We start from the raw sequence: 20,155 nt of genomic DNA on the forward strand, positions 1-20,155 counted from the left end.
CACCGCTTTTTAAGTGGTGTATCTTTTGTTTGTTAATCAATGAAAAAAAGTGTATGCATAAACTTTTATTATATATTTATTACATATCAAATATAACGGTAAACTTGTATGATATAGCCTCAATAAAACTATGTGGAATCCCTCTGAACTATCCAAATCATTTCCTTACAGCGTGCTAGCAACATCATAATCGACCCCTTTCAAGTTTTATATTTTTAAAGGATTATAGGTGAGAGTAGTATTTGCTTCTACGATCTCGAATTTCGTCTATAACCTGTTTATATTGTTGTTCTTGTTTTAATTCCGCATCACAATAGTTTTTTTTCTGGATTGTAATTGTTAAAAAGAAAAGGTGAAACTTCATAATACATTCCTCCTTTCGAAAGGAATTATAGATGGCTACAGTAGTGACTTTGACGTTCTTTTACATCTTCCATAGCTTTATTAATTTGATGATCATGCAATATCTCACTGTCTGAGAACTTAGTTTTTTGAATGGTGATCGTTAAAAAGAATACTTTAAATTTCATTTGTTTTTACCCCTTTAAAAGTTATTTAGAAAAGACGGCTGTAATAAGAAGCTTGACGATCTTTCACTTCGTCCATAATAGATTGAATGTGTTGCTCACGTAAAATATCTCTCTGTGAAAGCTTACGTTTTTGAATGGTGATAGTTAAAAAGAATGCTTTAAATTTCATTAGGGAATTGCTCCTTTAAAAGTTATTTAAAACGGACGGCTGTAATAAGAGGCTTGACGCTCTTTCACTTCGTCCATAATAGATTGAATGTGTTGCTCACGTGAAATTTCTTTCTGTGAAAGTTTACGTTTTTGAATCGTAATGGTTAAAAAGAATGCTTTAAATTTCATTAGGGAATTGCTCCTTAAAAATATATTTTTAATACATATGCGTATAATATGAACTTTTAATGTCAGTCATTTTATCAGTCAGTTGTTTTAATTGTTGTTTACGAGTGATCTCAGCTTCAGTTAAAGTATTTTTCTGAAGTACAGTCGTAAAAAAGAAAATATGAAAAGTCATAAATGAATTCCTCCTTTCGAAAAGGAATTACATGTGATCACAATAAAGTGCTTGGCGCTCCTTAACATCATTCATAGCTTTTTCAATTTGCTCATTATGAAACATTTCATCTTTAGAAATTTTATTTCTTTGAATCGTAATACTTAAAAACAATACGCTAATAGTCATCGAATGTTGCTCCTTTCTTAAAAAAATGATGTAGGAGGCTAAAAAATCGCACAAAAAAGCCACAGGAAGATATAGTTCTCCTATGGCAGGGCGTGAAAAAGCCACAGGAAAGTATACGACCTCCTGTGGCGAATTTATGAATTAATCGAAATAATGTACGATTTTCAATTCTCCATTAGGTTGGTCGAATTCATATTTAATTGTCCAGAAAACACAGGTGCAGTTAACGCTAAAGTTAAAGCATGTAATTGTAATTTCATCATTTCCTTCGACCTCCTTTTAGAATATTTTTCTTACGTTAGTAATTATATACAATTAATGGATAATTGTAAACAGAAAAATTGAAATTTTTTAATTTTGATTAAAATGCGTATATTTTAAAGGGTTTTGAGAAGATGTATTGTAATGAACGAAATATCAATAAAAGTGGGGGATGCTAAATGAAATATATGCATCGTAATGTAGTTGTTATGCTAACAATTTTTTTATTTATTGCTGCTTGTTCTAACGGAGAAAGAATAAAAGAAATATCTGATGTTGAACCTAGTGATTTTAAAAAATATGCTGGGACATACGTTGGTAATAACTCAGTTGTGGTTGCAATTGTTAATCATTTACCTGGTGGTGATACATTTCAAAGTATTAGTTTGGAGAATGAAAATATAAAGGTAAACTATGGTGCAAAAGGAAACGGAACTCTGACAGAAGACATGGTTGAGACGTATTGGTTTGATGGTAAGGACACGATGGAGAAGAATTTTCTCTTTAACGTTATTTATCTAGCTATTTTAGTACCAAATGCGAAAAGTTACGAGTTTCAAGTAGAAAATAAAAATTTCAAGATAAAAAGAGAAGAAATACTATCAATCTTGTATGAAAAAATTGATGATTTTCCAAAAGAAGATGATATATGGGATAAAAAGAAAGTAGTAAAGTTCCTTAGCGACAATAACGAAAAAATTACAATGCTTATAAATGATAAAGATTTTCGGAAATCTTTATTTGCTAAATATCCAGTGCAGCAGTTGGAATAAAATGAAAAGAAATTGAGAACAAGAGTTGAAACTTCAAAATTTTAGAAAGAGAGTCATCCGTAAACGGATGACTCTCTTTTTTGTAAAAGAAATTTATGGAAATAAACATTTTTATGTGATATGGTTAATTGCATAAGTAATGAACCTATGAACCTAAGGTGGTGAAGTTGTGAAACCTACTCTGGAGCAAAATAAATTAATATACTTACAAATTGCAGAAACGATTGAATCTGATATTTTAAAAGACATATTACTGGAAGAAGAACAAGTTCCATCAACAAATCAATTTGCGAAGATGTTACAAATAAATCCAGCTACTGCAGCTAAAGGGGTAAATGTATTAGTGGATGAAGGGATTTTATATAAAAAGAGAGGGATCGGGATGTTTGTTGCAAAGGGAGCAAAAGAAGTCGTACTTAAAAAAAGACAAAATACTTTTATGACTGAATATTTACCGAAAGTGTGGGAAGAAGCAAAAGTATTAGAAATATCAAAGGATGAATTGATGGATATGATTCAAAAAATTACGAAGGAGGGGAAAGAGGGATGATTGCACTTGAAACGAAAGATGTAACGAAAAGATATAAAAAGAAAGTAGCAGTAAATGAAGTAACGCTTTCTTTGGAAGAGCATAAAATATATGGTTTACTCGGTAGAAACGGTGCAGGAAAAACGACACTATTAAATTTACTTGCAGGCCAAATTACTTCAAGTAGTGGTAGCGTATCAATATTTGGTGAAAATGTTTTTGAAAATAGTAAAGCAATGCAAAATATTTGTTTTGTTAAAGTGAAAGAAGAAGCACATTTAAGTTATAAAGTAAAAGAAATCTTTAAGATGTGCAGCATGTTTTATAAAAACTGGGATGGAAAGTACGCTGAAGAACTCGCTGATAAATTTCAGCTTAATATGACAGTGAAATATCATAAACTATCACACGGTATGCAAACAATCGTCGGAATTATTCAAGGATTAGCAAGTAGGGCACCAATAACAATTTTTGATGAACCGACTACAGGTTTGGACGCAGCACATCGAGAGTTGTTTTATAGTTTACTACTAGAAGATTATGGTCAGTATCCACGAACAATTATATTATCAACACATTTAGTAGAAGAAGTAACCCGTGTGATTGAAGATGTGATCATCATCAAAGAAGGAAAACTAGTTGTTCAATCATCGGTAGAAGATTTATTGCAACAAGCTCATATTATTTCAGGGAAAATAGATAAAGTAGATGAATTTTCGATAAATAAGAAAGTAATAAATCGAGAAGTCTATGGGAATAAAGGCATTACTGTTATATGGGAAGAACTTTCTAATGAAGATTATTACTCTCTTGAAAAAGAAGGTTTAGTAATTGATAGAATTACATTACAAAAACTATTTATACACATAACTGGTGGTGAAGTGAAATGACGATGTTAATGAAGCAGTTGAAGTTACATATAAATTTTCATTATAAAGCAATTATAATATTTTGGATTGTAGCTTTATTAATAAAAGGGGCTTTACATGCTGCTCATTTAAATGGAGCGAACATTGGTTATTTACCCGAAATTATAAATAACCCTTCAATAGCAATTATGCTATTTATAGTAGGGAGTGTTTTCATCATACAAGATGAGCTATTTCGTTTAGCAGTTTCATTCGGTGTAACGAGAATCCAATATTTTATCGGGGCAGTTTGTTATATCGTATTGCAATCTGCATTTTTTTCATTTCTTCAAGTTATGCTTTTACAAGATATAAAATATAATTTAGTAAATGTTAGTTTTGGGGAGCAATCGGTACAACAATTTATTTTGCAATTTTTATTTTATGTTACAACAGCATGTTTCTTCCAAGTGGTAGTGGTTTTTAAACAACGATTTCAGTGGATTGGTCTTATGATTGGTGGAACACTTTTCTTATCAACAAATAGTGTGCTTTATGGGGAAGCAGGGATAACTGGTTTATTATTTACGAGTGATGGATCTTTAGTAGATATTCCATATTTTACTGTTATTTCAATTGGATTAACTGTTCTTTATATCGTAACTAGTGGTATATTTATTCGAAAAGTATCATTCGAATAAACGATTTGAAATAGTATTAGATTACTAAAGAGAGAAGGATAGAAAATGAGAGACACATCTTCACTCATTACCGTATTTTTATGTATTGCACTACTAATATTTTGGCGTCGTTATCGTTCTATGCATAAGTCAATTAAGGGGACGGGAAAACGTATTTTGTGGCCATTATTATTTTTAACACCAGGTGTTTTATGGTTTTTTGGTCCTATGCATCCAGCTATTTTACAAGTTATTATAGCAACATTCATTGGAATTCTTTTCGCCGTACCACTTATAGTTTTAACAAATTATGAGCGAAGAGATGATGGGAATATTTATACGAAAAAAAATGCAGCTTTTTTAATTACTTTTATTGCACTTGTTATTTTAAGATATGGTTCAAGACAATTTATTGTGGATTTAGATCAACAAACGATTGGTTTATTATTTTACGTAGTCGCAGTATCGTATATCATTCCGTGGAGAATTGCTTGTTATATAAAGTTTAGAAAAGTTTGGCGGGAAAATAGTAATCATGTTATATGAAAACTTCTCATTTGAGAAGTTTTTTATTTTTACATGTAAGTAAAATAATTTGTTGAAGTGCAAGACAGTTATAGAATATGATACATATTAAAATAAGGGAAAGTAGAGGGGATAAAAATGCGTACAATTTTAGTTTTTCTAAATAATATGTCCATCGATAAAATAGAGAACATTAGACAAATACATGATCCTTTATTTGAATTAATTCCACCGCATATAACAATTGTATTTCCGTTTAAGAGTAATATTTCAAATGATGAATTAAAATCTCATATTTTGAATTCAGCAAAAGGGATAAGCAAAATTGAAATTGAGTTTGCAAATCGTATCACTAATGTAGGAAATTATTTGTTTTTGGAAGTGGAGAGTGGGAAAGAAAAAATAGAAGTATTACACGATAGATTATATACAGGTCCCTTACTACAATTTTTGAGAACGGATATTCTATACATACCGCATGTAACAGTAGGAAGAAAAAGTAATGAGGAGTTAGCTGCTGAAGTAGCCAAGGATATTCATAGTTTACCTGAAAAGTTACAATGTGTAATTGATAGAATTAGTGTAGAGCGAATTGGAGAGGGCGGGGAATCAATTATTGAATTTGAAGTACCGTTGTAAAAAAGCTGACAAAAGTCAGCTTTTTTAATCCGTAATATGAAGTAAAGCACCAATCGCACCGCTATTACCACCATCTTGTAAAAAGATGGGTGTTTTATTTTGATATTTTGTGTAGCTACTAATAATATTTTGAAGGTGTACGTTATTACATAGAGTTGAACCAATGTAAATAATATGGTCAATGTTTTTTGTTTCGGCGAATTGAAGGCTTAATGCAGTAACGACTTCACCGACAAGTCCTTGTACAGTAGCAAGTATGTCTGAGCTATTATATTTTGATTCTGAAATAGCAGCTTTACCAAAATTGCTTGCAGTTAAGCTATTATCAATAGGAGAGAGAATGCCACCATAAATATCACCGACCGTAATATCTAGTTCTTTTCTAGAACCTAATTTTGTTAAAGGAATCACATCTTCAAAATGATCTATATTTGTTAACAATTTTGAAAGCCCCATAATAGTACCACCGCCAACACCCGTTCCACCAGCTCGAATATATTTGTCATTATAAACGTAATGAATGGAAGTACCTGTACCTATATTTGTTAAAATAAAGTTGTTTATATCATATTGCTCTTCTTTTAATATGTATCGGACACCTACAAGAGTAGCTTCAAATTCGTTTAGTTCTACTATTTTATATGAGTCTGAAAGTAGTTGTTGTAATCGTTTTGCTTTACCACCTGTTATACATATTTGTTTTATACAAGTGTTTTTCTTAAGCCAATCTATTATTTTATCTTGTTCATTTGAATAAAATTTTTCAAAAGCTAATTGCTTTTGTTCGTTCAAATAAGCAATTTTCGTTAATGTTCCTCCAGCATCGATACCGATAGTACTTTCCATTTTCCTGCTCCTAACCAAGTAATTTGTTTACTCTGTTCATGTTGGTGAGACGAATTTGTAGGAGAGAGATATCCTGACGAATTACATCGTCTCTATTCTGCTTGATATATTAATAGCTTTTCTATAGTTACAATCGGCTGATCGTTAATAGTCGCAGTACCTTTACCGAGAATAAAACCTCGACGATTGCGAGCAAGCTTATAATGTAAATCAAGTTTATCACCGGGATATGCGTTTCCGTGGAATTCAACCCCATCCAACGAAGAGAGGAAGCCTAGACCTTCAGAGTCATTTGTATTTACAAATGCACTAAGCTGAGCAAGTGCTTCTACAATTAACATATGAGGCATATGTTTTTGATTATCATTTATAAACCACTCATTATTTGAAATGAGTTTATATCCCGTAACGGATTCACCATGTTTTACATTTGTTACTTTATCAATCATTAAAAAAGGATAACGATGAGGAAGAGTGTCTTTAATATGCAATGAAAGTACCTCCAATAAATAATACCCCTGCTACAGTTAAGCAGGGGAGTTACCATTAATTTTTGACTAATTCATTTATTTTTTCAAGAGAAAAAATACCGCTATTTCGAATGTTTTCAACAACTTGTTGTAACACTTCTTTATCTTGAACAAGTGCAATACGTACAAATCCTTCACCATGAGGTCCAAATGCGTGACCTGGTGTAACAACGACATTTGCACGATCCATTAATGCATAAGCGAAATCTATAGAAGTCCAGCCTTTCGGAATTTCGGCCCAGACGAACATACTACCAGCTGATTTATCAACATTCCAACCAAATGTTCGGAATCCATCAACTAAAGTATCTCTACGTTCTTGATAAATATCGCGATTTTTCTCACAAAACGCAGCGCCATTTCTTAGTGCCGCTGATGCCGCTTTTTGAATTGGTAAAAACACACCATAATCTGTATTGGATTTAAATTGCGTAAGCGCACGAACAATTTCTTTATTACCAATCATATAACCAATACGGCTACCTGCTAAACTATAACTTTTTGATAAAGAGTTGATTTCTACTCCAACTTCTTTAGCACCAGGTACAGAGAGGAAGCTAATTGGTTTATTGCCATCAAAATAAAATTCAGCATAAGCAAAATCATGGACAACAATAATGTTATGCTTTTTCGCGAATGCGATTACCTCTTTAAAGAAATCTTCATGAGCCATTGCTGGAACGGGATTTCCTGGGAAGTTTAAAATCATCATTTTCGCTTTATCGGCAATTTCTGCAGGAATTAACTCTAAGTTAGGTAAGAATTCATTTTCTTTCTTTAATGGCATGTAGTAAGATGTTGCACCAGCCATTTGAATTCCAGTTTCATAAGCTGTATATCCTGGATCCGGAACTAATATAATATCTCCCGGATTTGCATAAACCATAGGTAAATGAACAAGTCCGTCTTGTGAACCCATTAATAATAAAACTTCTTTATCGGCATTTAATTTAACGTTATGAGTGTTGTTATAATATTCAGTTACAGCTTCGTGAAATTCTTGAATACCACTTAATGTGTATCCGTAGCTTTCTTTTTCACTTGCTGTATGTACCATTTCTTCTCTTACGAAGTCAGCAGGCGGCATATCAGGATTCCCAATACTTAAATCAATCATTTTGTGACCTGCTGCAATTTTTTCTTTTTTATAAGCCCCTAATTCACTAAATATAGAAGATTGGAATGCTTTCATTCTAGTTGCTAACGTGTAAGTCATCAAAACCCCTCCTAAAAACAGTGTTTTCTTTCTGCGTTTTTAATTATTCTGAAAACACATATTTACATTTTATCATTTTTTTATGAAAATTAAAATGATTGACAAATTTAGAGGGAGGATTAGTCTTTTTTGAAAGGGCGTTGTAAATAAGGACTGGTTAACTGAATTGTTTATTATATCTTTCTATACGGTTTAGGATGTTTTATAGTTTTTATTAAGTATATCCCGCATATTTTGGATGAAAAAGAACACGAAAACGAGGCCTAATATACCACTAAGCCAATAGTATGAATTTCCTGTCGTGAATCTTTCATAAAATGAAAGTGCACTCCATAGGATTAGGATAATGGAACAGATTGTTGATACAATTAATGAACTTAAACTTCTCAAAAAAAGCACCTCGCATTAAAATATTGTTATTATATAATACTACATTTAAATTTAAAGATTTAAAAGAGGAAAATGTTTTTGGGAAGGTTTTGTAAATTAAAAATAACGCAGAAAATATTTTCTGCGTCTTATATGAAGTGTAATCATTTCTTTTTATATGTACATAACTTTTCCACTGCATAAAAGTATACATTTAATTTGCCATCGACAACTTTTAAAGTTTGATCCGATGTAAATGAGTTACCATAATCAATGTGATATACATTAGAATTCTTTACAAATGAACCTTTGTATAAATCTTCTTTATTCTTCGTTGTTTGCATCTCTACTAAGTTTTGAACAATTTTTTCTTTCTTTTCTTCTTTTACAACTGTTTCAAATTTATAAGATGCAGGGCAAAGACTATTTTTGCTGTCAACGACTTCCCAAGAACCGTATATATCATTATTGCTACATCCGCTAAGTAGAACAATGAATATTGGAATAATTAATAGAATCTTTTTCATTTTGTACTCCTTTCTTTTCATTTTCAATAAACTTGCGAATACGATACGAATATTGTAATAAATAAAGTTTAAATTTTTATAAAGAATTATTTAATTTCACATAAAAATTTTGGGGAATTGAAAAAGCATGAATCTAGTATAAAGTCAGATTCATGCAGAGTACTATAGTCTATGTTATGTCTCTTTTGAGGAAAAATAATGAGGAAAGTAGGATCATTATTCCATTTAAAATATATATAATTGCAACAATGAAGGCTATCCCACCTGCGCCAAATCCAGCTTTATCGAATATAGAAGCGAATGCTACGGTAGCCAAAAAACAATAGGAGTTAGTAGTAAAAAAATGAAACCTGCGATAATTCTTCTTTTAAGGTTATGTCCAGATAAGGAAATTGCTAAAAAGTTTATGATGCTAAACAGAGCTAATACAAAAATAAAGATACTAAATAACTGCATACCATCAGACAATTTCGCACCTCCTGTATATATCATGTTAGTATACTGTATTCGAAAGCGAAAGAGGGTACTCCTTTAAATAATTATAATAAGCGTAATAAATAAGGCTTTATATAACAAAGACGCATGGATTAATCTAATATGATCCATGCGTCTTTATTTATGTTATAAATTCGCAGATTGCGAAGGTTGTTTTTCATATTGTTTCTGTTTAGATAATGAAATGAAAACAATTAATAATGAAATCACACCGAAAATGAGAACCATATATTGCAATCCAATCGTATCTAAGAAGAAGCCTGTGCCGAGTAAGACAATTTGGAACATAACTCTCTCAAACATATTACGGAATGAGAAGAGACGACCATGATAGCTTTTTTCCACTTTCGTTTGGAAAATTGTCGACATAATAGGGAAGAAGCAACCAACACTAAAACCAAATAAACCAAATGATGTAAGAGACATCCATTTTATATCGCTAAAGAACAAGGAAAGGTGTGCAAAAGCGGTACAAACAGCGAAGAAATATAATAATTTTTCAGGTTTGAAATGGTCAGATAAACGTTTAATAACGAAGGCCCCTAACATAAATGCGACACCTTCAATGGTATATATAAAGCCTTTAATCGTTGGATCATGTTGCATTTCACTAATGTTGATTACCATTAAATTAAATCCGGCTATAAATAATAGAGGGATAATACTTAATATAAGTGCTGTAAAAGCAATAGGAATTCCTTTTAAAATACGAAATACTTCCATAAAGCTATTATCTTTCGCAGCTTGTTTACTTGGTGTTGTTGATGTCTTATCTTCGAATTGTAAGAAGAAAGTTGAGAGGAATAATAAAGCGTATGCTGCCATTGAGAAGGCATACATATACTGTAAACTCATTACAACTAAAAGAATTCCACCTAGTGAAGTACCTGCAATACGAGCGATTGTACCTACATTCATATGTACACCGTTCATCTGTAATAACTCATGCTCACGTACGATGAGTGGAATTACAGATTGTAATGCAGGGAAGTAAAATGCTGCAGAAATTTGAAGAGCAACCATAAATGCAATCATGAAGGCAATGCTTTCAAATTGGATAGCGAAAAACATAAAAATAACACTAATAACGCGACCGAACCCAGCATAAAGAAGAACTTTTTTCTTTTCATACTGATCGATAATACGACCAGCCATAGGACCAACTAGTACACCAGCTAATAGTCCGATAAATAATATAACTGATTTCATGAAATCAGAAGGGACATATTTTTGCATAAATTCAAGGTTGCCAAGAATACCAAGCCATAGCCCTAGACCAGCAATAAACTCCCCAATTAACACAATCCAAACATTTTTATTACGCCACATAATGTAAAACCTCTCCGTCTTTTAAAATGAAAAACTCGTATATAAAACCTCCTTATTTTATATAGAATTTATAACGAACTTTTTTAGAGTCAGAGTCTATATTACGTGTTTCATGAGTGGATTTCAATCTTTTTGATTTGTCAAAAATTTGATGTGTTAATAGATGAAATAAGTAAGTCAAAATGTATAAAACCAATGATTACATATTCATTGAAAGTAAGGATAAATAAAATAAAAGCATCAAGAAAATATCACTATTAAATGATATTTTTCTTGATGCTTTTAATACATCAGGCTGAATATTCTTCTTTACGTACTTCGAAAAATTCATTACGACGTAAGTAATTATAAACTTTCTCGGAAACCTTTTCTTCTTCAGACATTAAGAAACGATGATCAAAAGCATAGAATGATTGACCTTTAATTAATTTTACGTAGTATATTTTACACGCCTCCTCTAGCATAATTGGAACTTACCTAATATTATGATGGCCTATATGCTTGTGAATCATACTTGGAGTTTCAAAGGATAGAAGCTAAATAAGTTGAAAAAGCTTACAAAACTGTAATGTTGTTGTCACGTTTTCCGATAGTTAAAAATAACCAATATCTCCTATACTAGAAATATGTTACATAAAATAAGGGGGGGAAAGATGGATGAAGTAATTGGGGAAGTTGTAGCAGGTATTTGTGAATTTGTAGTTGAAGTAACGGCAGATGCTGTTGGAAATTTAGTTTCTAGAAATAATGAGGAAAAAGAAAAGATATAAAAATATAAAGGCTGATTTCTAAAGGGAAATCAGCCTTTATATTTTTACATTATATTAATATTATTTAAATATTTGTTTGTTAGGATGGAGATGAAACCGATATAGGAGGTGATTAAAATAAATATGCCGAGTTTGGGATTAGATTTATCTAATTCCCGTTTAATTATGGCGAATGTAGACGAAAGGGAATATCATTTTATTATACGTGAACATCCGATTTTAGGGAAAATTATATCGCTACTTGAAAATGGAAAAGAATACGGCTTAATGGATAAACAAATCGCTAATAAAGATAAATTTATAAAATCGGAGCTTATTAAATTAGATTATTTTAACCTAGATGTTCTACAGCATACACCTGGATGGATATGGATCGGCATGGATCAATTTGGTTTACATGCTCGTGAGGCTACTTATAACGAAGTAGACGTTATTATGAAGTTGAAAGAGGATTTATATTATATAGATGTATATGAAAAAGTAAAAATGTAATAAATATTTAGTCGGGTTAGGGGACAAGTTCCCGTAGCCTTTTTTGTTTAGTATATTGATGATAGGACAGCATGATAAGAAGTAAGCTGAAAAGAGGATTTGAAAATACATAAAGAGAACTTTAATTATTATATGAATCCTATATGTAAATAACAATAGAAAGAAGATGATAAAATGAGTAAAGAAGAGCTTGTAAAACAACAGTTTGGTAATAATGCGGAAAAATATGTGAAAAGTAAAATTCATGCTAATGGACCAGACTTACAATATGTGGTTCAACAAGTTGAGTCTCGTCATAATAATCGTCTTCTTGATATTGCTACTGGCGGTGGACATGTTGCGAATGTATTAGCTCCATTGTTTAAAGAAGTAGTTGCCTTAGACTTAACAGAAAAAATGCTAGAGAATGCGAAAAACTTTATTATAAGTAATGGATATGAAAATGTATCTTTTGTCGCTGGAAACGCTGAAAGTTTACCGTTTGCCGATAGTTCTTTTGATACGATTACATGCCGAATTGCAGCACATCATTTTACGAATCCAGCTCAGTTTATATGTGAAGTAAATCGTACGTTAGAACATAATGGATTGTTTATTTTAATAGATAATGTTTCACCGGAAAATAATGAATTTGATACATTTTATAATTTTATAGAAAAAAAGCGAGATCCGAGTCATGAACGAGCGATGAAAAAAACAGAATGGATTACCTTATTAGAAAAAAATGGTTTACAAATGCAGTCATGTCTTACTTTTGACAAGAAATTTGAATTTGACTGGTGGTGCGATATGATGAATGTACCTTTGCAGAAACGCGTGAAGTTAACAGAATGTATGATGAAAACATCAGTTGAAATGCAAGAGTTCTTTAACATTCAATATGAAAATAATAAAATTATATCGTTTTATACTGAAATGGCATTGTTTGTATGCAAAAAAAGCGCGACATTAAAAAGATAAATTTCTTGCAGTCTTTTCAAAGTACGTTATACTTAGTACAGAGAAAATGAGAATTGAGGAAAAGTAATAATGATTCGCGTACGTATTGAAGGAACTGAAGAAGAAATGTTTGAATTTATGGAGAAAATTCCAGATATTCCTGGATTTGAAAAAACACATATGAGAGAACCGAGAAAAGGAAATAATCCGAAATACGATTCAAGTAAAAATGTACTAGCATATTTATCTTATAAAAAGATTGAAGTCGCCAATAAATAGGCGACTTTTTTAGTTTGCACCGTTTCACAGCCTTGTCTTTTTTACATAATAATAATAGTAGATTATGTTGAAGAGGGGTGAGGATAGTTAATAAGAAAATCATCTTTTTTGGAGACTTTGGTATTGACGATGCGGTGGCGTTAATTTATGCAAATAAAACATGTCAATTGGATATTATAGGTATTGTTGCTGAATATGGGAATGTATCGCGAGAAATTGTAACGGAAAATGTGTATTTTTTAGAAAGATACTATGCTACAGAAGTAAAAATCATTGAGGGTGCAGCAAGACCGATGACAGCTGAAGAACCTTTGTTCTTTCCTGAAATACATGGAGATCATGGTTTAGGGCCAATTATTCCACCTGATATGAGGATTTGTAAACGGGAAAATTTTTGTGAACTAATTAAATTAATTGAACCTTGTCCAGAAGATATTATTATCGTAGCGACAGGGCGTTTAACAACATTGGCAACGTTATTTTTATTATATCCAAATGTAATGGATAAGGTATGTTCATATTATATTATGGGCGGTGCGTTTTTATTTCCTGGTAACGTTACTCCTGTATCAGAAGCTAATTTTTATGGAGATCCAATCGCCGCAAATATTGTGATGAAGTACGCAAAGAATGCGACTATTTTTCCGTTAAATGTAACGCAAGAAGCCCTCATTACTCCTGAAATGGTGGATATTATTAATAAAGAAGGAACAGGACAGGCGAAACTTATTAAACCAATGATCGATTTTTATTATGAGAACTTTTATAAAAAAGAATACCCGGGTATTGCTGGAAGTCCGATTCATGATTTACTTCCGTTCATTTCCTTTATTAATGATGATATTTTTGAATATAAAAAGTCAGCAGTTTGGATCAGTACGACAAATGACGTAACTAGAGGACAAAGTGTGGCAGATTTTAGAAAAATAGCCGAGCCAACAACGTTTGATAATAGACCAATTCAAAAAATTGCAGTTGGTTTTAACTATCCTGCATTTAAAAAAGAGTTTATACGGACAATATTAAAGCCTGACTGTCCTTAATATGTGTATTACGAATAACATCAACCTCGAGTCGAAAAACTGGTCGTTCATTATTTTGAAATAATCTAATAGTTGATTTGTATGAATAACTACTGAAAAATGTAACATAACTAATGGTAAGCAATTGTTTCTAATTATATTTTGATTGGTAAAATATAAAGGAGGTTATCATATGATTTGGTCTTTAATCGTCGGTGGTATATTAGGATGGCTTGCGAGCTTAATTACTGGAAAGGACGTACCTGGTGGTGTAATTGGTAATATTATTGCTGGTATTATCGGTTCTTGGATTGGTTCGAAATTACTTGGTAGTTTTGGTCCAGTCATTGGCGGATATGCAATTATTCCAGCTTTAATCGGTGCGATCGTTTTAATTTTCATCGTAAGCTTCTTATTACGAGCAATGCGAAAATGAATGTACGGACTGTTTACATTTGTAAGCAGTCCTTTTTATATGTTATGCTAGCATTATACAATCAGGAGGTGTCAGCATTGAAAACATTTACAGTAAATTTCCATCAAGAAGATAATGCTAAAGCGACAACAGTACATAAATTAAGTGAAGAGGACTTCAACAAAGCAACAGAAAAAGGCACTCGTCATCTATTTGATTTAGATACAAACGTTGGATTCTTCGTATTCTTTGACGCAGAAGATGCAGAAGGTAATGATCAATACTTAATGTTACAATACGAAGGCGATCATGAAGAGCCAACTGCGTGCTACGGATTTGATTTAAAACTATACTATCAATTTTTAGCACTATACTTAAATGATCTTGAGTTCCAAGGTGAAACAGATGAAGAAGAGGAAGAGTATGGCCCAATTCATCATTTAGCTCACTTACTTTATCATATTGTTGAAGATGGTAAGTCAATCGAAGTGTAAAAATACATATGTAAAGCTGTCCTTTTTGGGCAGCTTTTTTTATTATTATGATGAATGTTATGATTTGCATAATGGTAAATGGATTTCTGATGGTGATAAATGGTTTGATTAAACAGAAAAAGCAACAAAGAAGACTCATCTTTGTTGCTTTTTCTACGTTTCAGGAAGGATTGCAGTGTAAATGGCGAGAAGGGATATATAAGGAGATGGAAAAAATGATAAATAATACAATTCCAAGTTTTTTAAAATTATGGGAAAGTAACGATGTAGAATTAGCAGTCCTCAACCAATACTTTACTTCGCATCCAGAGATATTTGAAGAATACTTTAAGTATCATTGTCCACATACGAGAGAACGAGTTTCTAATGCCATTAAACGATATCCCGCAAAAATAGAAGAAATTCGTATCATTGCAGAAACATTACCGACTATTATTCAAGAGATAACGAATGAATATCATTATAAATATAACTTTGATGTAAATATGAATTTCCATCTATTTGTTGGAGGGTTTGGCTCTAATGCATTTGTAGAAAGGGAAATTATTGGGGACATATTTTTTGCGGCAGAAAAATTATCTCCAGATGTAAATCACCTTCGTGTTATTGTCGCTCACGAAATAGGACATATATATCATAATGTTATGTTACACAATGATGGAATGGATTGGACAAAAGCTGAGTGGACTGACGCGGCAGTTACTTTGTATCGTGAAGGTGTTGCAACATATTTATCAAAGCAAATTATAAAAGGCGTAAATGAATCAGTGTACTACTCATATAACAATGATGGTGAACGTTGGTTACAATGCTATATAGAAAATGAAAAACAAATAAAGAATCGTTTTTTGGAAGATTATATAGAAGGATGGACGCTCGAAAAAGAGAAAGAGTGGTTCCGGTTATCGGGAGGACAGTATTTTGGATACAACCGACTCGGTTATTTTTTAGGAACAGCTTTTGTAGAATATGTTGTACAAGCATTGGGAGAGAGTGAAGTATTTATTTTTTGGAACAAACACAATTTGAAAAGTGGTGTCATGGATTGGTTATCAAAAGGAATAAGATTATAATAGGGGGCTGAAATGTATGAAAGTGTATGTAAAGATAGCTATGTTATTTCTCGCTTTTACATGCATATTTGCATTAGTAGCATGTAAAGGGACAGACGAAAAAAAGGAAACAAACCCAACCTCTGAAAATAGTAAAAACGAACAAAATAATTCTTCTGAAGAAAAGAAAGAGCCTGAAGCAAAATCAAATAATGAAGGATCAGCAAAACCAAAGACAGATTCAAGCACGAAAGATACAGTAATAAATCAAAAATCAATTAACCACATTAAAGATTTGTTTGAACTAGCGAAAGAAGGAAAAGTACCTAATGTTCCGTTCGCAGCTCATACAGGAGATATTGAAGAAATAGAAAAAGCGTGGGGGAAAGCAGATAAAACGGAACAAGCAGGTAACGGAATGTACGCTACGTTTACAAATGAAAATGTTTCCTTCGGTTTTAATAAAGGATCACAAGTTTTTGATGTACGCTCCTATCATGCAGAGCTAAAATCAATTACATTACAAGAAATAGAGAAAGCATTAGGAAAACCAGCTTCAGTTAAAGTAAATGGGGAAGATAAAATATACGTATATAAAGTAAACAATCAGTTTGAGTTGAAATTCATTATTCCAGAATCAACTGGTAACGTAAATCATATTTCGGTATTTTCACCAGAAGATAGTATTAATAAAATGGCAGGGTAATAAAGAAGGCTATCACCAAAGGTCATCAAGACTTTTGTGATAGCCTTCTTTTTACTGTTAAAAGGATGAGCAAAGCAGCCTATAAAACATGAGGAGTATGCTCTGAAATGTCTTTTTTTATTTTATTACGCTCTAAATTTTGAACAAAAAGAGCCTGAATAATGCCCCCAATTATTAAGAAACAAGCACAAATATAAAATAGCATACTGCCGTTTAGTTTGCTTAATAAAACAGCACCAATAACAGGACCGCACGTTCGAGATATATCCCAATGTAACCCGTAAATTGAAAAATACAATCCACGTTTATCTGAAGGAGCGATTTCTGAAACGAATCGAAGTAAATGGTTTAAAGCAATACTTCCACCGATGACTAAAAAGAGTAATGTGAAAAATAGTGACGCGATTGTTGCTGAAAGCCCGTAGCCAAGTGCAGCTACTGTATAGCAGGCATAAGAAATAATGATGATTTTCGCCATGGAAAATCGTTCAGACCATTTCACGAGGAAAACTTGCAGAAAGATTTCCATAATAGCTTTGCATGTTGAAATAAAAACGAGTATGAGTTCGAAATCCGTAAAAGTATGTTTCACGAAAATAAGATAATTCGTCTCAGTTTGTGCATAAAAAAAGCTAATAGGAAGTGTAGAAACCATAAGTCCAAATACGGCGTAATGTTTGTGTACAAATTGTTTTGGAGATGATACTTCAAGCTTTTGCGTTGGTGTCGTCATTGCCGGAGCGGTTTCTGGAAGCTGCGTCCAAACAACGACTGCATATACTATAAGTACAATGCTTTGCACTGTAAATACATATTCAGGGTGAGTCTTATAAAAAATAGTACCGATTAAAGGGCCGATTAGGGTACCTATTGCTCCCATCGTTTGCAGAAGCGAGAAGATTTCTGCTTGCTGATTTTGTTTTGTTAAATCAGCTATTTGTGCACGTTGAGCAGGAATATATAAGGAACGGCCAACCCCATTTATGACATATAACAAAGCAAATATAAAAACGGATTGAGCAAAGATGAAGCTGCCGATTGCAACACTTTGTAGCAATAAGCCGAGTAACATAATTTTCTTTCGCCCATATTTATCAGTCATTCTTCCAGCAATAAGTGTAAATATAATGTCCGAAAGCGGTTGTAATCCGAAAATAAGCATAGTCATCATAATATTGCCGTTTAGCATCTTATTAACATAAATAATCATAATGATAGCTAACATGGATTCTGTTGTTCGAGTTAATAATTCACCGCACAGTCTAATGATGATTGGTTTATTGTAACGTAAAAAGAGATTGTTCAATATTATTTCCTCCTTTCTATATTGAAATGATAAGATGAAAGGAGAATTGGAAAAAGGGTAAAAAGAATAGGGAATATTTTTCACCTTTTAGGGGGAATATGATGTTTATTTTAGATCAATACATTGAACTATGGGTTGCCTATGGGAAAGGGAAAAAAGAAGGAGAGCAATTAGAAGTAACAGTACAAATGATAGCAGAAATATTATTTTGTACGGAGCGTAATAGTAAATTAATTATAAAAAAATTAGAAGAGTTAAATTGGATCACTTGGTTTCCAGGGCGCGGGAGAGGGAATCGCTCTAAATTAATATTTCAAAAGCAACCGATGAAATTAATTTTAGACAGAGGAAAAGAACTAACGAAAAAAGGGGATGTGAAAAGTGGAATCTCATTTGTGGAACGATACAGCTCACAATTTCCATCAGTAAAGAAAGAGTATGAAGCTTGGGTAGATTCAATATTTGGTCATAAAATAGAAAGGACACCTGAAGGAAGAAAAGATGTACTTCGGTTGCAAGTACAAATGAATCTAGACATCGCTTTAGATCCGGTCTACGCTACGATGCGCTCAGAATGTCATATGGTTAAACATATTTTTGATACACTCGTATATGTGAATGAGGAAACAAATTGTATAGAGCCAAGACTTGCTTTTCACTGGCAATATAATGACGCTGGAAAGGTTTGGACATTTTATTTAAGAAAAGGCGTTCATCTTCATAATAGAAAACGACTTACCGCACATGATGTTATACATTCATTGAATCGATTTATGAAAGCGGAAAACAACCCACACGCATGGATGTTGCAACATGTTGAAAATGTCCGTGCAGTGGATGAATTTGTTGTTGAAATTCAATTACATACGGAAAATAGGATGTTTTTACATATGCTAAGTGCAGAACAGTGTTCTATCGTAAATGAAGATGAAGCAGGAAACTTTATTGGTACAGGACCTTTTATATTACGCGAGAAAAATGCACAATTATTTGTATTGGAAGTGCATGATTTATATTATCGTGAAAGACCTTTTCTTGACCGAATTGAACTAATGAATGTAGAGAAAAATGTAAATACGTATGACGTGTTAGTAAAGGCGCAATATAAAGATAAAGAAAAGCCTAATAAAGAGTTGTCTCGGCTTGAATCGAACGTGACATATGTAACGTGCAATCTTGTAAAAGAAGGACCAATGCAAGATGAGCTGTTTCGAAAGGCACTACATAAAATCATTGATGGCGATAGAATTGTTCAAGAACTCGGCGGAGAACGTGGAGAAGTGGCAAAAAAACTAATATTAGCAAATGAAAGAAAAGTAGAGATTAAGGAAGAGATAGAATGCTTAGTGAAAAGGAGTATGTATCATCATGAAGTGCTACAACTCTACACATTTACAGGACAAGATCATGTAGAAGATGCACAATGGATACAGAAAGAGTGTGCGAAGTACGGGATTCGTGTAGAAACTAATTTTCTTGAAGTTGAAGAGTTATTGGAAATCAGTACGATACAAAAGGCTGATATGATGCATGATAGTGCAACAATTAGCGAACGAATAGAAGATAGTCTGCTATATATGTTTCTTACAAAAAATAGTTTTATTCATGGGCAAAGCAGCATGGACTTTCATAAAAAGTTCTCCCCTTATTTTAAAGAAGAAGATTTAGAGAATAGAGTTACATTGTTACGCGATATTGAGGACATTTTGTTACGTCACATTCATATTATTCCTTTATATCGTAACAAACAACAAGTAACTTCTCACGAAAAAGTACAAAATATAATGATTAATTCACAAGGGTGGATTGATTTTTATGAAATATGGTTTACATGTTGATAAATAAGGGTTTTTACGCATTTTACATAATGTGTAAGAGCCTTTTTTTCGTGTGTGAAACAGGTT

Annotated in this window: 28 protein-coding genes and 1 pseudogene; 15 read left to right on the top strand and 14 right to left on the bottom strand. The window is 32.3% G+C overall.

The window, feature by feature from the left end:
- Positions 1 to 223: 223 nt before the first annotated feature.
- Genes JDS82_RS06905 through JDS82_RS06930 form a run of 6 tightly spaced genes read right to left on the bottom strand, consistent with a single transcriptional unit; the run spans position 224 to position 1,209 of the window.
- A complete protein-coding gene (locus JDS82_RS06905) occupies positions 224 to 364 on the bottom strand; it encodes a YrzI family small protein (RefSeq protein WP_064057102.1) in 141 nt (46 codons plus the stop codon).
- A gap of 25 nt (positions 365 to 389) precedes the next feature.
- Entirely contained in the window at positions 390 to 530 is a 141-nt protein-coding gene (locus tag JDS82_RS06910) for a YrzI family small protein (protein WP_000669812.1), read from the bottom strand.
- A gap of 25 nt (positions 531 to 555) precedes the next feature.
- Positions 556 to 699: a YrzI family small protein gene (locus JDS82_RS06915; RefSeq protein WP_088321442.1), complete on the bottom strand. Its 144-nt coding sequence runs from the start codon at positions 697 to 699 to the stop codon at positions 556 to 558.
- A gap of 26 nt (positions 700 to 725) precedes the next feature.
- The gene (locus tag JDS82_RS06920; RefSeq protein WP_199712910.1) at positions 726 to 869 is read right to left on the bottom strand and encodes a YrzI family small protein; all 144 of its coding nucleotides are present in this window, start codon (positions 867 to 869) and stop codon (positions 726 to 728) included.
- A 28-nt stretch (positions 870 to 897) separates the two neighbouring features.
- Positions 898 to 1,041 carry a YrzI family small protein gene (locus tag JDS82_RS06925; RefSeq protein ID WP_199712911.1) on the bottom strand — a complete coding sequence of 48 codons (144 nt, stop codon included), beginning with the start codon at positions 1,039 to 1,041 and terminating at the stop codon, positions 898 to 900.
- A gap of 27 nt (positions 1,042 to 1,068) precedes the next feature.
- A complete protein-coding gene (locus JDS82_RS06930; protein ID WP_000156179.1) occupies positions 1,069 to 1,209 on the bottom strand; it encodes a YrzI family small protein in 141 nt (46 codons plus the stop codon).
- Between the two features lie 440 nt (positions 1,210 to 1,649).
- On the opposite strand from JDS82_RS06930, the gene JDS82_RS06935 reads away from it, so the two are divergent.
- From JDS82_RS06935 to JDS82_RS06960, 6 genes are all read left to right on the top strand, one after another.
- Positions 1,650 to 2,243 (top strand): DUF4825 domain-containing protein, encoded by a 594-nt coding sequence (locus tag JDS82_RS06935; protein WP_199712912.1) that lies wholly within the window; start codon positions 1,650 to 1,652, stop codon positions 2,241 to 2,243.
- A 169-nt stretch (positions 2,244 to 2,412) separates the two neighbouring features.
- Positions 2,413 to 2,793: a GntR family transcriptional regulator gene (locus JDS82_RS06940; RefSeq protein ID WP_000805194.1), complete on the top strand. Its 381-nt coding sequence runs from the start codon at positions 2,413 to 2,415 to the stop codon at positions 2,791 to 2,793.
- Complete coding sequence (locus tag JDS82_RS06945; RefSeq protein WP_199712913.1) at positions 2,790 to 3,662, top strand: ABC transporter ATP-binding protein; 873 nt, start codon at positions 2,790 to 2,792, stop codon at positions 3,660 to 3,662. The genes JDS82_RS06940 and JDS82_RS06945 overlap by 4 nt, the downstream gene beginning before the upstream one ends.
- Positions 3,659 to 4,321, top strand: a complete 663-nt coding sequence (locus tag JDS82_RS06950; protein WP_199712914.1) for a DUF4052 family protein — start codon at positions 3,659 to 3,661, stop codon at positions 4,319 to 4,321. The genes JDS82_RS06945 and JDS82_RS06950 overlap by 4 nt, the downstream gene beginning before the upstream one ends.
- A gap of 45 nt (positions 4,322 to 4,366) precedes the next feature.
- Positions 4,367 to 4,846: a CcdC family protein gene (locus tag JDS82_RS06955; RefSeq protein WP_199712915.1), complete on the top strand. Its 480-nt coding sequence runs from the start codon at positions 4,367 to 4,369 to the stop codon at positions 4,844 to 4,846.
- Positions 4,847 to 4,963: 117 nt separating this feature from the next.
- A complete protein-coding gene (locus tag JDS82_RS06960; RefSeq protein ID WP_075307504.1) occupies positions 4,964 to 5,464 on the top strand; it encodes a 2'-5' RNA ligase family protein in 501 nt (166 codons plus the stop codon).
- A gap of 24 nt (positions 5,465 to 5,488) precedes the next feature.
- Here the strand turns inward: JDS82_RS06960 and coaW are convergent, their stop codons facing one another.
- The 7 genes and pseudogenes from coaW to JDS82_RS07000 form a co-directional block, all read right to left on the bottom strand.
- Positions 5,489 to 6,310 carry a type II pantothenate kinase gene (coaW, locus tag JDS82_RS06965; RefSeq protein ID WP_199712916.1) on the bottom strand — a complete coding sequence of 274 codons (822 nt, stop codon included), beginning with the start codon at positions 6,308 to 6,310 and terminating at the stop codon, positions 5,489 to 5,491.
- Positions 6,311 to 6,402: 92 nt separating this feature from the next.
- Positions 6,403 to 6,801 carry a 3-hydroxyacyl-ACP dehydratase FabZ family protein gene (locus JDS82_RS06970; RefSeq protein ID WP_048566211.1) on the bottom strand — a complete coding sequence of 133 codons (399 nt, stop codon included), beginning with the start codon at positions 6,799 to 6,801 and terminating at the stop codon, positions 6,403 to 6,405.
- Positions 6,802 to 6,856: 55 nt separating this feature from the next.
- Positions 6,857 to 8,056, bottom strand: a complete 1,200-nt coding sequence (locus JDS82_RS06975; RefSeq protein ID WP_199712917.1) for an LL-diaminopimelate aminotransferase — start codon at positions 8,054 to 8,056, stop codon at positions 6,857 to 6,859.
- A 533-nt stretch (positions 8,057 to 8,589) separates the two neighbouring features.
- Positions 8,590 to 8,952, bottom strand: coding sequence for a hypothetical protein (locus JDS82_RS06985; RefSeq protein WP_048560750.1), 363 nt, complete (start codon positions 8,950 to 8,952; stop codon positions 8,590 to 8,592).
- Positions 8,953 to 9,121: 169 nt separating this feature from the next.
- A pseudogene (locus tag JDS82_RS06990) lies at positions 9,122 to 9,420 on the bottom strand (hypothetical protein).
- 153 nt (positions 9,421 to 9,573) lie between these two features.
- Positions 9,574 to 10,776: an MFS transporter gene (locus JDS82_RS06995; RefSeq protein WP_199712918.1), complete on the bottom strand. Its 1,203-nt coding sequence runs from the start codon at positions 10,774 to 10,776 to the stop codon at positions 9,574 to 9,576.
- 290 nt (positions 10,777 to 11,066) lie between these two features.
- Positions 11,067 to 11,219, bottom strand: coding sequence for a YqbF domain-containing protein (locus JDS82_RS07000; protein WP_071723536.1), 153 nt, complete (start codon positions 11,217 to 11,219; stop codon positions 11,067 to 11,069).
- 450 nt (positions 11,220 to 11,669) lie between these two features.
- Here JDS82_RS07000 and JDS82_RS07005 point away from each other — a divergent pair, with 450 nt between their 5' ends.
- The 8 genes from JDS82_RS07005 to JDS82_RS07040 all read left to right on the top strand — a co-directional run bounded on the left by JDS82_RS07005 (position 11,670) and on the right by JDS82_RS07040 (position 16,945).
- Positions 11,670 to 12,038 (top strand): hypothetical protein, encoded by a 369-nt coding sequence (locus JDS82_RS07005; RefSeq protein WP_001139549.1) that lies wholly within the window; start codon positions 11,670 to 11,672, stop codon positions 12,036 to 12,038.
- Between the two features lie 174 nt (positions 12,039 to 12,212).
- Positions 12,213 to 12,998, top strand: a complete 786-nt coding sequence (locus tag JDS82_RS07010) for a class I SAM-dependent methyltransferase (protein ID WP_048566216.1) — start codon at positions 12,213 to 12,215, stop codon at positions 12,996 to 12,998.
- A 69-nt stretch (positions 12,999 to 13,067) separates the two neighbouring features.
- On the top strand, positions 13,068 to 13,256 hold the full coding sequence (locus tag JDS82_RS07015) for a DUF3970 family protein (protein ID WP_199712919.1): 189 nt from the start codon (positions 13,068 to 13,070) through the stop codon (positions 13,254 to 13,256).
- Positions 13,257 to 13,333: 77 nt separating this feature from the next.
- Positions 13,334 to 14,299 (top strand): nucleoside hydrolase, encoded by a 966-nt coding sequence (locus tag JDS82_RS07020; RefSeq protein WP_048566217.1) that lies wholly within the window; start codon positions 13,334 to 13,336, stop codon positions 14,297 to 14,299.
- Between the two features lie 172 nt (positions 14,300 to 14,471).
- Positions 14,472 to 14,714: a GlsB/YeaQ/YmgE family stress response membrane protein gene (locus JDS82_RS07025; RefSeq protein ID WP_000638305.1), complete on the top strand. Its 243-nt coding sequence runs from the start codon at positions 14,472 to 14,474 to the stop codon at positions 14,712 to 14,714.
- Between the two features lie 77 nt (positions 14,715 to 14,791).
- Positions 14,792 to 15,187 carry a hypothetical protein gene (locus tag JDS82_RS07030; RefSeq protein WP_000847587.1) on the top strand — a complete coding sequence of 132 codons (396 nt, stop codon included), beginning with the start codon at positions 14,792 to 14,794 and terminating at the stop codon, positions 15,185 to 15,187.
- A 215-nt stretch (positions 15,188 to 15,402) separates the two neighbouring features.
- The gene (locus tag JDS82_RS07035) at positions 15,403 to 16,260 is read left to right on the top strand and encodes a gluzincin family metallopeptidase (RefSeq protein WP_000609528.1); all 858 of its coding nucleotides are present in this window, start codon (positions 15,403 to 15,405) and stop codon (positions 16,258 to 16,260) included.
- A 16-nt stretch (positions 16,261 to 16,276) separates the two neighbouring features.
- The gene (locus JDS82_RS07040) at positions 16,277 to 16,945 is read left to right on the top strand and encodes a YjgB family protein (protein ID WP_199712920.1); all 669 of its coding nucleotides are present in this window, start codon (positions 16,277 to 16,279) and stop codon (positions 16,943 to 16,945) included.
- 79 nt (positions 16,946 to 17,024) lie between these two features.
- Here JDS82_RS07040 and JDS82_RS07045 read toward each other — a convergent pair whose 3' ends face one another.
- Positions 17,025 to 18,251 carry an MDR family MFS transporter gene (locus tag JDS82_RS07045; RefSeq protein ID WP_199712921.1) on the bottom strand — a complete coding sequence of 409 codons (1,227 nt, stop codon included), beginning with the start codon at positions 18,249 to 18,251 and terminating at the stop codon, positions 17,025 to 17,027.
- 101 nt (positions 18,252 to 18,352) lie between these two features.
- Between JDS82_RS07045 and JDS82_RS07050 the strand changes: the two genes are divergently transcribed.
- Positions 18,353 to 20,089 carry an ABC transporter substrate-binding protein gene (locus JDS82_RS07050; RefSeq protein ID WP_199712922.1) on the top strand — a complete coding sequence of 579 codons (1,737 nt, stop codon included), beginning with the start codon at positions 18,353 to 18,355 and terminating at the stop codon, positions 20,087 to 20,089.
- Positions 20,090 to 20,155 lie beyond the last annotated feature (66 nt).

The sequence above is a fragment of the Bacillus cereus group sp. N14 genome, from assembly GCF_016483555.1.
Lineage (GTDB): Bacteria > Bacillota > Bacilli > Bacillales > Bacillaceae_G > Bacillus_A > Bacillus_A wiedmannii.